Annotated in this window: 14 protein-coding genes; 12 read left to right on the top strand and 2 right to left on the bottom strand. The window is 73.1% G+C overall.

What is annotated here, in order from left to right; translation table 11 throughout:
- Nucleotides 1-46: 46 nt before the first annotated feature.
- Nucleotides 47-1,018 (bottom strand): type I pantothenate kinase, encoded by a 972-nt coding sequence (gene coaA / locus ACFQQJ_RS00705; RefSeq protein ID WP_377103928.1) that lies wholly within the window; start codon nucleotides 1,016-1,018, stop codon nucleotides 47-49.
- Between the two features lie 89 nt (nucleotides 1,019-1,107).
- Here coaA and glmS point away from each other — a divergent pair, with 89 nt between their 5' ends.
- The 11 genes from glmS (at nucleotide 1,108) to ACFQQJ_RS00650 (ending at nucleotide 12,346) form a co-directional block, all read left to right on the top strand.
- On the top strand, nucleotides 1,108-2,952 hold the full coding sequence (gene glmS, locus ACFQQJ_RS00700; RefSeq protein ID WP_377103138.1) for a glutamine--fructose-6-phosphate transaminase (isomerizing): 1,845 nt from the start codon (nucleotides 1,108-1,110) through the stop codon (nucleotides 2,950-2,952).
- Nucleotides 2,953-2,957: 5 nt separating this feature from the next.
- Nucleotides 2,958-3,308 (top strand): holo-ACP synthase, encoded by a 351-nt coding sequence (locus ACFQQJ_RS00695; RefSeq protein ID WP_377103137.1) that lies wholly within the window; start codon nucleotides 2,958-2,960, stop codon nucleotides 3,306-3,308.
- Between the two features lies 1 nt (nucleotide 3,309).
- Nucleotides 3,310-4,743, top strand: a complete 1,434-nt coding sequence (locus ACFQQJ_RS00690; RefSeq protein WP_377103136.1) for a bifunctional ADP-dependent NAD(P)H-hydrate dehydratase/NAD(P)H-hydrate epimerase — start codon at nucleotides 3,310-3,312, stop codon at nucleotides 4,741-4,743.
- 135 nt (nucleotides 4,744-4,878) lie between these two features.
- Nucleotides 4,879-6,942, top strand: coding sequence for a PTS mannitol transporter subunit IICBA (locus tag ACFQQJ_RS00685; protein WP_377103135.1), 2,064 nt, complete (start codon nucleotides 4,879-4,881; stop codon nucleotides 6,940-6,942).
- Nucleotides 6,943-8,082 (top strand): mannitol-1-phosphate 5-dehydrogenase, encoded by a 1,140-nt coding sequence (locus ACFQQJ_RS00680; RefSeq protein WP_377103134.1) that lies wholly within the window; start codon nucleotides 6,943-6,945, stop codon nucleotides 8,080-8,082.
- Nucleotides 8,083-8,160: 78 nt separating this feature from the next.
- Nucleotides 8,161-9,105: a tRNA (adenosine(37)-N6)-threonylcarbamoyltransferase complex ATPase subunit type 1 TsaE gene (gene tsaE / locus ACFQQJ_RS00675; RefSeq protein WP_377103926.1), complete on the top strand. Its 945-nt coding sequence runs from the start codon at nucleotides 8,161-8,163 to the stop codon at nucleotides 9,103-9,105.
- Complete coding sequence (gene tsaB / locus ACFQQJ_RS00670; protein ID WP_377103133.1) at nucleotides 9,102-9,761, top strand: tRNA (adenosine(37)-N6)-threonylcarbamoyltransferase complex dimerization subunit type 1 TsaB; 660 nt, start codon at nucleotides 9,102-9,104, stop codon at nucleotides 9,759-9,761. The genes tsaE and tsaB overlap by 4 nt, the downstream gene beginning before the upstream one ends.
- Nucleotides 9,758-10,231 carry a ribosomal protein S18-alanine N-acetyltransferase gene (rimI, locus tag ACFQQJ_RS00665; RefSeq protein ID WP_377103132.1) on the top strand — a complete coding sequence of 158 codons (474 nt, stop codon included), beginning with the start codon at nucleotides 9,758-9,760 and terminating at the stop codon, nucleotides 10,229-10,231. Before tsaB ends, rimI begins: the two co-directional genes overlap by 4 nt.
- The gene (gene tsaD / locus ACFQQJ_RS00660; RefSeq protein ID WP_377103131.1) at nucleotides 10,228-11,271 is read left to right on the top strand and encodes a tRNA (adenosine(37)-N6)-threonylcarbamoyltransferase complex transferase subunit TsaD; all 1,044 of its coding nucleotides are present in this window, start codon (nucleotides 10,228-10,230) and stop codon (nucleotides 11,269-11,271) included. Before rimI ends, tsaD begins: the two co-directional genes overlap by 4 nt.
- A 2-nt stretch (nucleotides 11,272-11,273) precedes the next feature.
- Nucleotides 11,274-11,759, top strand: coding sequence for an NUDIX domain-containing protein (locus ACFQQJ_RS00655; protein WP_377103130.1), 486 nt, complete (start codon nucleotides 11,274-11,276; stop codon nucleotides 11,757-11,759).
- A gap of 80 nt (nucleotides 11,760-11,839) precedes the next feature.
- Complete coding sequence (locus tag ACFQQJ_RS00650) at nucleotides 11,840-12,346, top strand: hypothetical protein (protein ID WP_377103129.1); 507 nt, start codon at nucleotides 11,840-11,842, stop codon at nucleotides 12,344-12,346.
- Between the two features lie 6 nt (nucleotides 12,347-12,352).
- Here ACFQQJ_RS00650 and ACFQQJ_RS00645 read toward each other — a convergent pair whose 3' ends face one another.
- Nucleotides 12,353-12,616, bottom strand: a complete 264-nt coding sequence (locus ACFQQJ_RS00645; RefSeq protein ID WP_377103128.1) for a hypothetical protein — start codon at nucleotides 12,614-12,616, stop codon at nucleotides 12,353-12,355.
- Nucleotides 12,617-12,674: 58 nt separating this feature from the next.
- Here ACFQQJ_RS00645 and ACFQQJ_RS00640 point away from each other — a divergent pair, with 58 nt between their 5' ends.
- Nucleotides 12,675-13,838 (top strand): class I SAM-dependent methyltransferase, encoded by a 1,164-nt coding sequence (locus ACFQQJ_RS00640; protein WP_377103127.1) that lies wholly within the window; start codon nucleotides 12,675-12,677, stop codon nucleotides 13,836-13,838.
- Nucleotides 13,839-14,545 lie beyond the last annotated feature (707 nt).

Below are 14,545 nucleotides of genomic sequence, written 5' to 3'. Positions count from 1 at the left end.
GCGAAGTGGGCGACGTCAGGGCCGAGGGGGACGAGCAGTCCGGACGTCAGACCTTGCGGATCCGCACCCAGCTGACCTGGTGGTCGGGACCCTTGCGCAGGATTGCGGTGGCCCGTGCGCGCGTCGGGCGGATGTTCAGCTCCAGGTTCGGCCCGTTGATCCGGCCCCAGATGTCGAGGGCCACCTGGGTGGCCTCGGCCTCCGACAGCCGGCCGTAGCGGACGAAGTAGGAGCCCGGGTCCTGGAACGCGGTCTCCCGCAGCCGCAGGAAGCGCGACACGTACCAGTTACGGATGTCGGTGTGCGCGGCGTCCACGTACACCGAGAAGTCGAAGAAGTCGCTCAGTGCCAGTCCGGTCGTGCCGTCGGTGCGGCGGCGGGCCGGCTGGAGGACGTTCAGTCCCTCGACGATGAGCACGTCGGGCTGGGAGACCGTGATCACCTCGTCCGGCACGATGTCGTAGACGAGGTGGGAGTACACCGGGGCGGTCACCTGCGGCGCACCCGACTTCACGTCCATCACGAACTGCACCAGGCGCCGCCGGTCGTACGACTCCGGGAAGCCCTTGCGTTCCAGGAGCCCGTCTCTCTCCAGCCGGGCGTTCGGGTACAGGAAGCCGTCGGTCGTCACGAGGTCGACGCGCGGGTGCCACGGGAACCGCGAGATGAGCTCCTTCAGCAGCCGGGACGTGGTGGACTTCCCGACCGCCACCGAGCCGGCCACACCGATCACGAACGGCGTCCGCTGGCCGGACAGGCCGAGGAACTCGTGACTGGCGGAGAACAGGGCGCCGGTGCGCTCCATGTACAGGCTGAGCAGGTCGGTCAGCGGCGCGTAGACCTCGCGCACCTCCGCGGCGTCCGTGGGGTCGCCGATGCCGCGCAGGCGCTCAAGGGTGGCCTCGCCGAGGTTCGCCGGACGGGACGCCGCGAGCGCGGCCCAGTGGCGCCGGTCCAGCGTGAGGTAGGGCCCGTACGGGTTGTCCTCTGGCGCGCCCACCTCGTCGTGGACGTTGATCGCTGGTGCCATTACCACCTCACCTCGTGCCGGGCCCGCCACCGGGATTAGGGCACAAGTGTGCCGAACGCGCCACTACAGTGGCCGCTATGTGCGGAATTATCGGCTACACGGGGCCTCGTGTCGCTCGCAATGTCGTGGTCGCCGGCCTCCGGCGGATGGAGTACCGGGGGTACGACTCGGCGGGCGTCGCCGTCGTGTCGGACGGGCGGATCGAGTACCGCAAGAAGGCGGGCAAGATCACGAACCTGGACGCCGAGCTGGACGACCACCCCATCCCCGACACCGGCCTGGGCATCGGCCACACCCGGTGGGCGACCCACGGCGGTCCCACGGACGCCAACGCGCACCCGCACCTGTCCGCCGGCGGCCGGGTGGCCCTGATCCACAACGGGATCATCGAGAACTTCGCGGTGCTGCGCACCGAGCTCGAGGCGGACGGCGTCACCTTCGCCTCCCAGACCGACACAGAGACCGCCGCCCAGCTGCTGGGCCGCGAGGTGGAGGCGGGCGCCGACCTCGCCGACGCCATGCGCACGGTCTGCGGACGCCTGGAGGGTGCGTTCACCCTCGTCGCGGTGGACGCCGCCGAGCCGGACAGGCTCGTGGCCGCGCGCCGCAACTCCCCGCTGGTCGTCGGCGTCGGCGAGGGCGAGAACTTCGTCGCGTCCGACGTGGCGGCGTTCATCGAGTTCACCCGCAACGCCATCGAGCTCGGACAGGACCAGGTGGTCGACGTCACCCCGACCTCGGTCACGGTCACCGACTTCGCCGGACGTCCGGCGCCGACCCACCCGTTCGAGGTCACCTGGGACCTGTCCGCCGCGGAGAAGTCCGGCTACGACTGGTTCATGCGCAAGGAGATCTACGAGCAGCCGCGGGCGGTCGCCGACACCCTGCTGGGCCGGTTCAACCCGGACGGGTCGCTGCGCCTGGACGAGCTGCACATCCCCGAGGCGGAGCTGCGGTCGATCGACAAGATCATCATCGTCGCGTGTGGGACGGCGTACTACGCCGGTCTGGTGGCCAAGTACGCCATCGAGCACTGGACCCGCATCGCCTGCGAGGTCGAGATCGCCAGCGAGTTCCGCTACCGCGACCCGATCATCACCGGCTCGACCCTCGTGGTCACCCTGAGCCAGTCGGGGGAGACCGCCGACACCCTGATGGCGATCCGGCACGCCCGCGAGCAGCGTGCGAAGGTGATCGCGATCTGCAACACCAACGGCGCGACGATCCCGCGCGAGTCGGACGCCGTGATCTACACCCACGCCGGCCCCGAGATCGGCGTCGCGTCCACCAAGGGCTTCCTGACCCAGGTCGCGGCCTGCTACCTGCTCGGCCTCTACCTCGCCCAGGTGCGGGGGAGCATGTACGACGACGAGATCCACGCGGTGATGAGCGAGCTGGCGGCCACGCCGCCGCTGATCCAGAAGGTGCTCGACGAGCTCGACCCGATCAAGGAGCTCGCGAAGCGGTTCGTCGACCAGAAGTCGGTGCTGTTCCTGGGCCGCCATGTCGGCTACCCGGTGGCGCTGGAGGGCGCGCTGAAGCTGAAGGAGATCGCCTACCTGCACGCAGAGGGCTTCCCCGCGGGCGAGCTGAAGCACGGCCCGATCGCCCTGGTCGAGGACGGCATCCCGATCTTCATCGTCGTCCCGCCGCAGGGCCGCGACCAGCTCCACGACAAGGTCGTCTCCAACATCCAGGAGGTGCGGGCGCGCGGCGCGCTGACCGTGGTGCTGGCCGAGGAGGGGGACGCGGAGGTCGAGCCGTACGCCGACGTGCTGTTCCGGCTGCCCAAGGTGTCGACCCTGCTCCAGCCGCTCGTGGCGACAGTCCCCCTGCAGATGTTCGCCTGCGAGCTGGCCACGCTGAAGGGCTACGACGTGGACCAGCCCCGCAACCTCGCCAAGAGCGTCACGGTCGAGTAGCGGCGATGATCGTCGGCATCGGCATCGACGTCACCCAGGTCTCGCGCTTCAGCGAGGCGGTGGCGCGCACGCCCGGGCTGCTCGACAAGATCTTCACCCCCGCCGAGCACGACACGTCCATGCAGCGGATGGCCGGCCGTTTCGCGGCCAAGGAGGCCTTCGCGAAGGCGCTGGGCGCGCCGACCGGGCTGGTGTGGACCGACGTCGAGGTGCGCAAGGACGAGGCCGGGAAGCCCTTCTTCTCCTGCGCGGGCACGGTCGCGGCCCTCGTGGCGGAACGCGGCATCGCGACGATCCACCTCTCGATCACCCACGACGCCGGGATCGCGTCCGCGGTGGTGGTCTGCGAGGCCTGAGATGATCCACGGCTACAGCGTCGCCCGGATCCGCGAGGCCGAGTCCCGGGCGATGGCCCGTGCGGGCGGCGACGCCCTGATGCAACGGGCGGCAGCCGGCCTCGCAGCCGCGATCCTGCGGCGGCTGCACGACGGCCGCCTGGGTACCGGCCGAGGCGGCGCGTACGGCTCCCGCGTCCTGCTGGTGGTCGGCTCGGGCAACAACGGCGGGGACGCGCTGTTCGCGGGCGCGCGGCTGGCCCGGCGGGGCGTCCGCGTCGGCGCGTGGCGCACCGGCTCCGGCGTGCACCCGGGCGGCTGGGACGCGTTCCTCGCCGCCGGCGGACGGGACCTCGACGCGGCGGCCGCGAGGGCCGAGCTCCCGCGCACCGACTGTGTCGTGGACGGCGTGGCCGGCATCGGCTCGCGCCCGGGCCTGGCCGCGGACGTGGCGGCGTTCGCGTCGGCGTGCGCCGAACTGCGGGTGCCCGTGGTGGCCGTCGACCTGCCGTCGGGGCTCGCGCCCGAACCGCCGTTCTCGCAGGAGCCGCACGTCGTCGCCCGGCTCACCGTCACCTTCGGCGGCCACAAGGTGTGCCAGCTCCTGGAGCCCACCCGCTCCGCGTGCGGCGAGGTCGAGCTGGTGGACCTCGGCCTGGACCTGTCCGGGCCCGCGGTCACGCAGTGGACGGACGCGGACCTGGCGTCCGCGTGGCCGGTGCCCGACGCGCGCAGCGACAAGTACTCCCGCGGGGTGGTCGGGCTCGACACCGGCTCGGTGGACTACCCCGGCGCCGCGGTGCTCACCGCCGCCGGCGCGGTGGGAGCCGGGGCAGGAATGGTCCGCTACCTCGGCGCGCCCGCGGTGGCCGCCCGCATCCTCGACCGGTTCCCCAACGTGGTCGTCGGCCAGGGACGCGTGCAGGCCCTGGTGCTCGGCTCCGGCTGGGGCGACCGGAAGGACCGCGGCGTGGTCGCCCGCGCGGTCGGGGCCGGCGTCCCCCTCGTCGTGGACGCGGACGCCCTGCGCCACCTGCCCGAGCGCGGGCACGCCGGCGTCCTGCTGACGCCGCACGCTGGCGAGCTGGCCAGGCTGCTGGGGTCCTCGCGTCCGGAGGTGGAGGCCGACCCGCCCGCCGCCGTGCGGGCCGTCGCGGACGCCACCGGCTGCACGGTGCTGCTCAAGGGCGCGACGCAGTACGTCGCCTCGCCCGGGGACGACCGGATCTGGCTCGCGCCGCCGGGGCCCGCGTGGACGGCCCAGGCGGGGTCGGGCGACGTGCTGGCCGGAGCCTGCGGGAGCCTGCTGGCTGCCGGCCTCGGCGCGGCCGAGGCGGCCCTCGCCGCCGCCGGGCTCCAGGCGCTCGCCGCCCGGCGCACGCCGGGGCCGCTGCCTCCGCAGGAGCTCGCCGCGACCTTCCCAAGGGCAGTCTGGGAACTTGCGCAGAATTCGTGAGTGTCCCCACCGACGCCATCCCGGCGTCACAGGGAGGGTTTAGCCTGCTGGGAGGCGGCCAGCGAAGGACGGTTGCCGCGTCGCGGCCCTCGGTGTGGAGTGCCCCGGCGGACACCTACGGCACGAGGGAGTGACATGAGTACCGACGTCTCGGCGCAGAAGGGTTCCGCGAGGGTTGCGGTGCAGCGGTTCGGCACCTTCCTGTCGAACATGGTGATGCCGAACATCGGCGCGTTCATCGCGTGGGGCCTGATCACCGCGATCTTCATCAAGGTCGGCTGGATCAATGTGTTGTCGCCGCAGCCGGAGGACGGCTGGGTGGCGGCGCTGGGTGGCTGGGGTGCGTTCGACGGCAAGGGCATCGTCGGGCCGACGATCACCTACCTGCTGCCGATCCTGATCGGCTACACCGGCGGCAAGAACGTCTACGGCACCCGTGGTGGTGTGGTGGGTGCGATCGCGACGATGGGTGTGATCACCGGCACCAGCATCCCGATGTTCATGGGTGCGATGATCATGGGCCCGCTGGGCGGCTGGACGATGAAGAAGCTCGACGCCTTGTGGGAGCACAAGATCCGTCCCGGCTTCGAGATGCTGGTCAACAACTTCTCCGCCGGCATCTGGGCCGGCATCCTGGCGATCTTCGGCTTCTTCTTCATGAGCCCGATCGTCACCGCGATCTCCAACGCCGCCGGTGCCGCGGTGGGCTTCCTGGTGAACACCGGGCTGCTGCCGTTGACCTCGATCCTGATCGAGCCGGCCAAGGTGCTGTTCCTGAACAACGCGATCAACCACGGCATCCTGACCCCGTTGGGCACCCAGCAGGTGGCCGAGGTGGGCAAGTCGGTGCTGTTCCTGCTCGAGGCCAACCCCGGCCCCGGCCTGGGCCTGCTGCTGGCCTACATGTTCTTCGGCAAGGGCGCGGCCAAGGCCTCCGCCCCCGGCGCGGCGATCATCCACTTCTTCGGCGGCATCCACGAGATCTACTTCCCCTACGTGCTGATGAAGCCGATCCTGATCCTGGCCATGATCGCCGGCGGCATGACCGGGGTGTTCATCAACGTCCTGTTCGGCGTCGGCCTGCGCGCCCCCGCCGCCCCCGGCTCCGTCTTCGCCGTCTACATCCAGACCGCCACCGACAGCTACCTCGGCGTCACCCTCGCCATCGTCGGCTCCGCAGCCGTGACCATGGTGGTCGCCTCGCTGCTGTTGGGCTTCGGCCGGAACAAGGGTGGCGAGGACGACCTTGCGGCAGCGACGGCGGAGATGGAGGCCCTCAAGGGCAAGAAGTCGTCGGTCTCCGGTCTGCTCACGGGCGCGGCGGCAGCCGCCGGCCCCATCCACTCCATCGTGTTCGCCTGCGACGCCGGGATGGGCTCCTCCGCCATGGGCGCCTCCGTCCTCCGCAAGAAGATCCAGGCCGCGGGCTTCGACGACGTGACGGTCGTGAACAAGGCGATCGCCAACCTCGGTGACGACTTCGACGTCGTGGTCTCCCACCAGGACCTGATCGACCGGGCGAAGCAGAGGACGCCGTCGGCCGTCCACGTCTCCGTCGACAACTTCATGGCGAGCCCCAAGTACGACGACGTCGTCGAGCTCGTCCGGGAGTCGCACGAGGTGACCGGTGCTGCCGTACCCGCGGCCGTCGCCGCGGCGCCCGCACGTGCCGTCGCGCCGGAGCCGTCCGCCCCGGTGCCGCCGGCGGCCGCCGCTTCAGCCCCGCAGCGACTGGCCGAGGCCCCCTCGGGTGAGGAGGATGCCGGCGAGGGCGTGCTGAAGCTGTCCTCGATCGTCCTGTCCGGGACGGCCACCGACCAGAGGTCGGCGATCGACGAGGCGGGCGCCCTGCTGGTCTCCGCCGGAGCGGTGGAGGACGGCTACGTCATGTCCATGCACGACCGCGAGCGGTCGGTGTCAACCTACATGGGCAACTACCTCGCCATCCCCCACGGCACCAACGAGGCGAAGGGGATGATCCGCACCTCTGCGATCTCCGTCGTCCGCTACCCGTCCGGCATCGACTGGAACGGCAACCCGGTAAAGTTCGTGATCGGCATCGCCGGCGCGAACGACGAGCACCTCGAACTGCTCAGCAAGATCGCCGAGGTGTTCCTCGACGCCGACGCGGTGAAGGCGCTGGAGAGCGCCGGCACCGCCGAAGAGATCGCAGACACGTTCAAGAAGGTGAACACCTAGATGAAGGCAGTGCACTTCGGAGCGGGAAACATCGGACGCGGGTTCGTCGGACTGTTGCTCCACCACGCCGGGTACGACCTGGTGTTCGCCGATGTCGCGGACGCGCTGATCCAGCGCCTCAAGGAGGCGGACAGCTACGAGGTGCACGAAGTCGGGGACGACCCGCGGACCCACGTGGTCCGCGGGTTCTCCGCCCTCAACTCCGCCGCCGAGCCGGAGGCCCTGACCGACGCCATCGCTTCGGCCGACATCGTCACCACCGCGGTCGGGGCGCACATCCTGAAGTTCGTGGCCCCGGCGATCGCCGCCGGCGTCGCGGCCCGCCCGGCGGGCGCGGGACGGCTGGCGGTGATGGCCTGCGAGAACGCGATCAACGGCACCGACATCCTCGCCGCCGAGGTGCGCAAGGCCTATCCGGGCACCGACCTGGACGCGCGGGTGATCTTCGCCAACACCGCCGTCGACCGCATCGTGCCCAACCAGGACCCGGCCGCCGGCCTGGACGTGACCGTCGAGAACTTCTACGAGTGGGCCATCGAGACCCCGCCGTTCGGCGACGCCCACCCCGACATCCCCGGCGTCACCTGGGTGCCCGACCTCGAGCCCTACATCGAGCGCAAGCTGTTCACGGTGAACACCGGTCACGCCACCAGCGCCTGGTTCGGCTACGCGGCCGGGATCGAGAAGATCTCCGACGCGCTCGCCGACCCCGGCGTGCTCGCCCGGGTGCGCGCGGTGCTCGTCGAGACGGCCTCGCTGATCGTCGACAAGCACGGCGTGCCGGCCGAGACGCAGGCCGCGTACGTGGAGAAGATCCTCAAGCGCTTCGCCAACCCGGCCCTGCCCGACACCACGCTCCGGGTGGGCCGGGCGCCTCTGCGCAAGCTCAGCCGCAACGACCGGTTCATCAGCCCCGCCTCGCAGCTCGCCGAGCGCGGGATGGGGCACGCGGCGCTGCTGGAGGCGATCGGTGCCGGCCTGCGCTTCGACCCGTCCGACGACCCCGAGGCGGTGGAGCTCCAGGCGCTGCTCGCCACGGCGACCGCGCCCGAGGTGGTGGCCACGGTGACCGGGCTCGCCCCGGAACACCCCCTGTACGCGGGGGTGCTGGCGGTGGTCGAGGCACGGCAGGCCCGCTGAGCCCCGCTGGTAGCATTCTCCGGGCGGCTTCGGACCGATGTCCCGTCCTGTCCGTCCGCGGGAGGTACTGAATTGAGCGTGCTCGCCGAGACCCTGCTCGGTGACGGCCGCACCCTGAGCATCGTCGAGCCGAGCGCCGACGACGCCCCCGCGCTGTGCGACCTGATCCGCGAGGCCTTCGGTAGCCGTCCCGTCGTCCAGCCGCCCCCGCCCGCGCTGTCCGAGACCCCGGAGCGGGTCGCCGAGGCGCTCGCCGGCGGCTTCGGTGTCCTCGCGCTCGTCGACGGTGAGCCTGCCGGCGTGGTGATCGTGAGCGTGGACGGCCCGATGGCCGGCATCCACCGGGTGTCGGTGCGCCCGTCCTTCCAGCGCCAGGGCATCGCGTCCGCCATGGTCGAGGTGGCCATCGAGGTGCTCACCGCCCGCGGCGTCGCCGCTGTCGAACTCGTCGCCCGCGAGGAGTTCCCGCAGGTGGTGGCGTGGTGGCGGCGGCACGGCTTCGTCGAGGTCGACCGCATCGGCACCAGCCTCACCCTCGCGCGCCAGCTGCCCGTGCGCCGCGCAGCTCCCACAGCGGAGGACACCCAGGCGATCGGACGCCGGCTGGCCGGCGTCGTGCGCGCCGGTGACGTGATCATCGCCTCCGGCGACCTCGGCGCGGGCAAGACCACGCTCACCCAGGGCCTCGGCGAGGGGCTCGGGGTGTCCGGGGCGATCATCTCGCCGACCTTCGTGCTGTCCCGCGTCCACCCGTCCACCACGGGCGGCCCGCGCCTGGTGCACGTCGACGCGTACCGGCTCGGGTCCTTCGCCGAGCTGGAGGACCTCGACCTCGAGGTCTCCCTCGACGACTCCGTGACCCTGGTCGAGTGGGGCGCGGGGATCGCGGAGGGCCTGGGCGACGGCTACCTGGAGGTCGACATCCGGCGCACCCTCGACCCCGAGGACGAGACCCGCTGGATCTTCTTCACCCCGATCGGTGAGCGCTGGACCGCCGCCCGCGCAGAACTGGAGGCGCTATGAGCCTGGTGCTCGGCATCGACACCGCCACCGACGTGCGCGTGGGCCTTGCCCGCGACGGCGTCGTCGTCGCCCGGGGGGTGGTCGAGGACCGGCGCGCCCACGCCGAGCAGTTGCTGCCGCTGGTGCGCGCAGCGCTCGCCGACGCCGGCCACACGGTGGCGGACCTCACGGCCATCGCCGTCGGCGTCGGGCCAGGGCCGTTCACCGGCCTGCGGGTCGGTGTGGCCGCGGCCCGCACGCTCGCCGAGGCCCTCGGGCTGGGAGTCCGCGGCGCGTGCAGTCTCGACGTCGTGGCGCTCGACTGGGCCGGACGCCCCGACGCCCCCGCCGGCGAGTTCGCGGTCGTGGCCGACGCCCGCCGCAAGGAGGTCTACTGGGCCCGGTACGCGGCCGACGGGTCCCGGGTGGCCGGGCCCTTCGTGACCGCGCCCGCCGAGGTCCCGGAGCTCCCGCTCTGCGGTCCGGGTGCCGCGCTCACCGGACGCGAGGCCGCCGGCCCCGACGCCCTCGACGCGGGGCTCCTCGCCGCGTCCACCGACCGGCTGCCCGACGCCGGCCTCGTGCCGCTCTACCTGCGCCGTCCGGACGCGGAGGTGCCGACCGCCCGCAAGTCGACCCTGCTGCAGCCGCGGCTGGCCATGATGGGGAACCGATGATCATCACGCACGCCCGTCCCGACGACCTCGCCGACATCGTCGCCCTCGAGCAGGACGGTTTCGACGCCACCGAGCAGTGGTCGGAGGCCGCCTGGGCGCAGGAACTCGCCGCCTCCGACCGTCGCGTGCTCGCCCGGCTCGACCTGCACGCCCGGGTGATCGGCGTGGCCAGCTTCAGCTGTGTGGAGGACATGGCCGACCTGCATCGCGTGGTCGTCCGGCCCTCCGCCCGCGGCGCCGGCATCGGCGCCTCCCTCGTCCGGGCCGGGCTCGAGTGGGCGTCCGCGGTCGGCGCGCGCCGGATGCTGCTCGAGGTGCGCCCCGACAACCACTCGGCGGTCGCGCTCTACCGGCGCCTCGGCTTCGAGCCGATCAGCACCCGCCGCGACTACTACGGCCCCGGCCGGGACGCGCTGGTGATGCAGGTCTCGCTGGCCGGCGACGACGCCTGGGCGGTGGTGTGCGCGTGAGCGGCCCCCTGATCCTCGGCATCGAGTCCTCCTGCGACGAGACCGGCATCGGCATCGTCCGCGGCCACGAACTGCTGGCCAACGAGGTCGCCTCCTCGGTGGAGGAGCACGTGCGCTTCGGGGGAGTGGTGCCCGAGGTGGCCAGCCGCGCGCATCTCCAGGCGCTGGTGCCCACGCTGCGGCGGGCGTGCGAGAAGGCCGACATCGACCTGTTCGAGGTGGACGCCATCGCGGTCACCGCCGGCCCAGGCCTGATGGGTGCCCTCGTCGTCGGGCTGACCGCGGCCAAGGCGCTCGCGGTGGCGCTCGACAAGCCCCTGTACGGGCTGAACCACCTCGTCGGTCACGTCGCCGTCGACCTGCTCGACCACGGGCCGCTGCCGCAGCCCTGCGCCGCGCTGCTGGTCTCCGGCGGCCACACCTCGCTGCTCGGCGTGAACGACATCACCGGCGACATCGTCGAGCTCGGCGCCACCATCGACGACGCCGCGGGCGAGGCCTACGACAAGGTCGCCCGGCTGCTCGGCCTGCCCTACCCCGGGGGACCGGTGATCGACAGGGCGGCCGCCGACGGCGACCCGCACGCGATCGCGTTCCCGCGGGGGCTGACCGCGCAGAAGGACCTCGCTCGTCACCGCTTCGACTACTCGTTCTCCGGGCTGAAGACCGCGGTCTCGCGCTGGGTCGAGACCCGCCGGCGCGACGGGCTCGACGTCCCGGTCGCCGACGTGGCCGCGTCCTTCCAGGAGGCGGTCTGCGACGTGCTCACCGCCAAGGCCGTGGACGCCTGCGAGCACCTCGGCACCACCGACATCCTGCTGGGCGGGGGCGTGGCGGCGAACTCGCGGCTGCGGGCCCTGCTGGAGGAGCGCACCGCGGCTGCGGGCATCACGCTGCGGCGGCCGCGCCCGGCGCTGTGCACGGACAACGGCGCGATGATGGCCGTCCTCGGCGCGGAGGTGGTGACCGCTGGCCTGCGTCCGTCGTCGCTCGACATCGGCGCGAACTCGGGCCTCCCGGTGTCCACCGTGCTGGTCTGACCGTGCCCTACACCCCGGTCGTCGGGACCCTCGGCTACCTCCTCAGCCCGGACGGGCGCCGCGTCCTGCTGGTGCACCGCACGCGGGAGGGCGACGAGCACGCGGGGAAGTGGAACGGCCTGGGCGGCAAGCTCGAGGCCGGGGAGGACGTCTACACCTGCCTGTGCCGGGAGCTCCGGGAGGAGGCGGGGATCACGGTCACCTCCGCCCGCCTGAGGGGCACGATCTCGTGGCCGGGCTTCGGCGCGGGCGGGGAGGACTGGCTCGGCTTCGTGTTCGTCGTCGACGCCTGGGAGGGGACGCCGCCGGAGAGCAATGACGACGGCCCCCTGGCCTGGCACGACCTCGACGCGCTCGGCGACCTGCCGATGTGGGAGGGCGACCGCTCGTGGCTCCCGCTGGTCTTCGGCGACGGCCCGGCGTTCCACGGTGTCATGCCGTACGTGGACGGGCGTCCGGCCGGCTGGAGCTACACCGTCGCGGGCTGAGCACTCCCACCCCTCCCCACGACGCGGTCCGGCGACTAGCGTGGATATCGATGGCTCCCGGGTACCCACAGGAGGCACCGATGACGGACGGACCACGACCGGAGCGCCCCGACTTCATGCCCCCGCCCGCCCCTGCGCCCGTGGCGTCCCCTGCGGCCACCGGCCAGGCGCCCCGCCCGGCCAGGGCGGCGCCGGGCACGGGCTCCCTCGCCACGTCGCCGGGCCCCACTTTCCAGCAGCAGGACGTCCTGCCGCCCGGGCCCTACAAGCACGCCCGGCGGCCGCCCCGTTCGGCGCGGCCCGTGGCGGGCCGCGGCTCGGTGGCGATGGGCCTGGGAGTGACGCTGGTGCTGGTGTCGGTGGCAGCGTGGCTGAGCGCGGCGATGCCCTCGATCCCGCCGTTCGTCAGTCCGGCCAGCGGTGCGGTGCTGGTGGTGCCGGTGGCCCTGCTGGTCGTCGGCGTGGTGCTGCTCTCGATCAGGCGGACGGCCCGCACCGGGGTCGGCGTCCTGTTGGGCCTGGCCCTCTCGGTATTCGCCGCCGGCCTGCTGTGGGTCCTGATCCTGCTGCTCGGTTCGGCCGGCTGATTCCGCTCAGGCGGACGGCGGGGTGGCCTCGGCCGGCGAGATGACGCGGCGCGGGCGCCCGAGGCCGAGCCCGAGAAGGAAGCCGCCCACCAGCAGCCCCGCGCCGCCGATCAGCAGCGGCAGGGTGGCGGTCTGCACCTCGGCGCTCCGCAGGGCGTCCAGGGCGAGCCACTGCCGGTACGAGACCCAGCCCGCCCAGACCGTCCCGCCGACACCGACGAGGGCCAGCACGACGCCGAGGGCAACGCTGATCGCGGACATCACCTTCATGCGCCGATCATAGGAGCGGGCGCGCCGGCCGCGGGTGCCCGGCGCTAGGTTTCTTGCCGTGGACGCCGAACTCGCACGCTGGCTGGTCTCGCCGCAGGCGGAGGCGGCCCTCGCGGAGGCGTCGTCCCAGCCCGACCCGGGCTCCCTCGCCGCGGCGACCGCGCTCCGGCGCCACTGGCCGCCTGGCCAGGCGGCGGCCGTGCTCACCCAGGCGGTGCTGCGCCGGCGCGCGGTGGCGAAGTTCGGCGACCGGGCCACCGGCCTGTTCCTCACCCCCGACGGCCTGGAGCAGGCGACCCGGGCGGACGTTGCCCGCTGGCGCGCGGACCGGTTCCGGGCCGCCGGCGTCCGGACGGTTGTCGACCTGGGCTGCGGCGTGGGCGCGGACGCCCTCGCGCTGCTCGACGCCGGTCTCGAGGTCGTGGCTGTGGAGGCGGACCCGGCGACCGCCGTCCTCGCGCAGGCGAACCTCGGCGACAGCGCGACCGTGCGGTGCGCGGACGCGGTGGACGTCGCCGACGAGCTTCTCGGCGAGGGCGCGGCCGTGTTCGCCGATCCGGCCCGGCGCACGGCCGCCGGCCGCACCTGGCGCGTGGCCGACTTCTCGCCGCCGTGGGAGTTCGTCACCGGCCTGCTGGCCGGCCGCACGGGCTGCGTGAAGGCCGCGCCGGGGCTGCCGTCCGGCTTCATCCCCGACGGCGTGGCCACCACCTGGGTGAGCCATCGCGGTGACCTGGTCGAGGCGTCGCTGTGGTCGGGGGCAGGGGAGCCCGGCGGGCGGACGGCAGTGCTGCTGCCCTCCGGCGAGCAACTGGACGCGGGGGAGCGGCGTGACACCGCGGCCGGACCGGTCGGCCGCTACCTCCACGAGCCCGACCCGGCCGTCATCCGGGCCGGTGCGCTCGCCGCGCTGGCGAGGCTGCTCGACGCGCGGTGCCCGCAGCCCGGGATCGCCTACCTGTTCTCCGACGGTGCGGCCACGACCCCGTTCGCCACGACCTTCGAGGTGCTCGAGGAGCGCCCCTTCGATGAGGCGGACCTGCGTCGCTGGGTGCGCGAGCACGGGATCGGCGTGCTCGAGATCAAGGTGCGCGGCCTCGACGTCGACCCCGCGGTGCTGAGGCGTCGCCTCCGGCCGAAGGGGCCGGCGTCCGCGACGCTGGTGCTCACGCCCACCCCGTCCGGCTCGCGGGCGCTGGTGGTGCGCCGGCTGATCGCCTGAGGACGTGCCTGCGTCGCGCGTCCGCGTCCAGCTTTCGTGACCACCCCCCCGTGCCGAGGGCCAGCCCTCCCGTTCGAGGGCCAGCCCTCCGTGCCCAGGGCCAGCCTTAGCGTCGAGGGCTCGTCCCTGTGTGCTGGCCCTCGGCCGTAAGGCTGGCCCTCACCGGACGGGGCAGGGCGCGGACGGGGGCAGCCGTCGTCCCGGGGCGTGGCCACCGCCCTCGCCCCAGCGGAACGTCGCCAGCTCGGGCACCAGCGCATAGCACCGTCGAACCGTCTCCCGGGGGGCCGCGCCAGCCCGCGTCCACGTCCGTCACGGCGCGACACCGCCTCCGATCGCCGGGCACCTCCACTGCACGGGAGGTGGTAGCGGTGCCGATGGTGGACGTGCCGCCCGTGGTTGAGAACCGCCACGAGTGATCGAGGGCCAGCGCTCACTGCCGAGGGCCAGCCCCAGCGTCGAGGGCTCGTCCCTGTGTGCTGGCCCTCGGCCGTAAGGCTGGCCCTCGACGGAGGGGCGGGGACGGAGGGGGCGGCGAGCGTCGGGGACGGTGCCCTCGGGGCCGTCACCGGGCGGGGACGGGCGCCGGGCGGACCATGGCTTTGGCACTCGGCTTGATCGAGTGCTAAGCCCGCGATAGATTCGCCTTAGCACTCTCGTACAGAGGGTGCCAGCCGGCCTCCGGTGGCACCGCGACGACGCCGAGG

It is taken from the genome of Propionicimonas sp. T2.31MG-18 (assembly GCF_964266745.1).
Classification (GTDB): Bacteria; Actinomycetota; Actinomycetes; order Propionibacteriales; family Propionibacteriaceae; genus Propionicimonas.
Note: the sequence above shows the minus strand (reverse complement) of the source record. Positions and strands in the feature narration are given on the sequence as shown.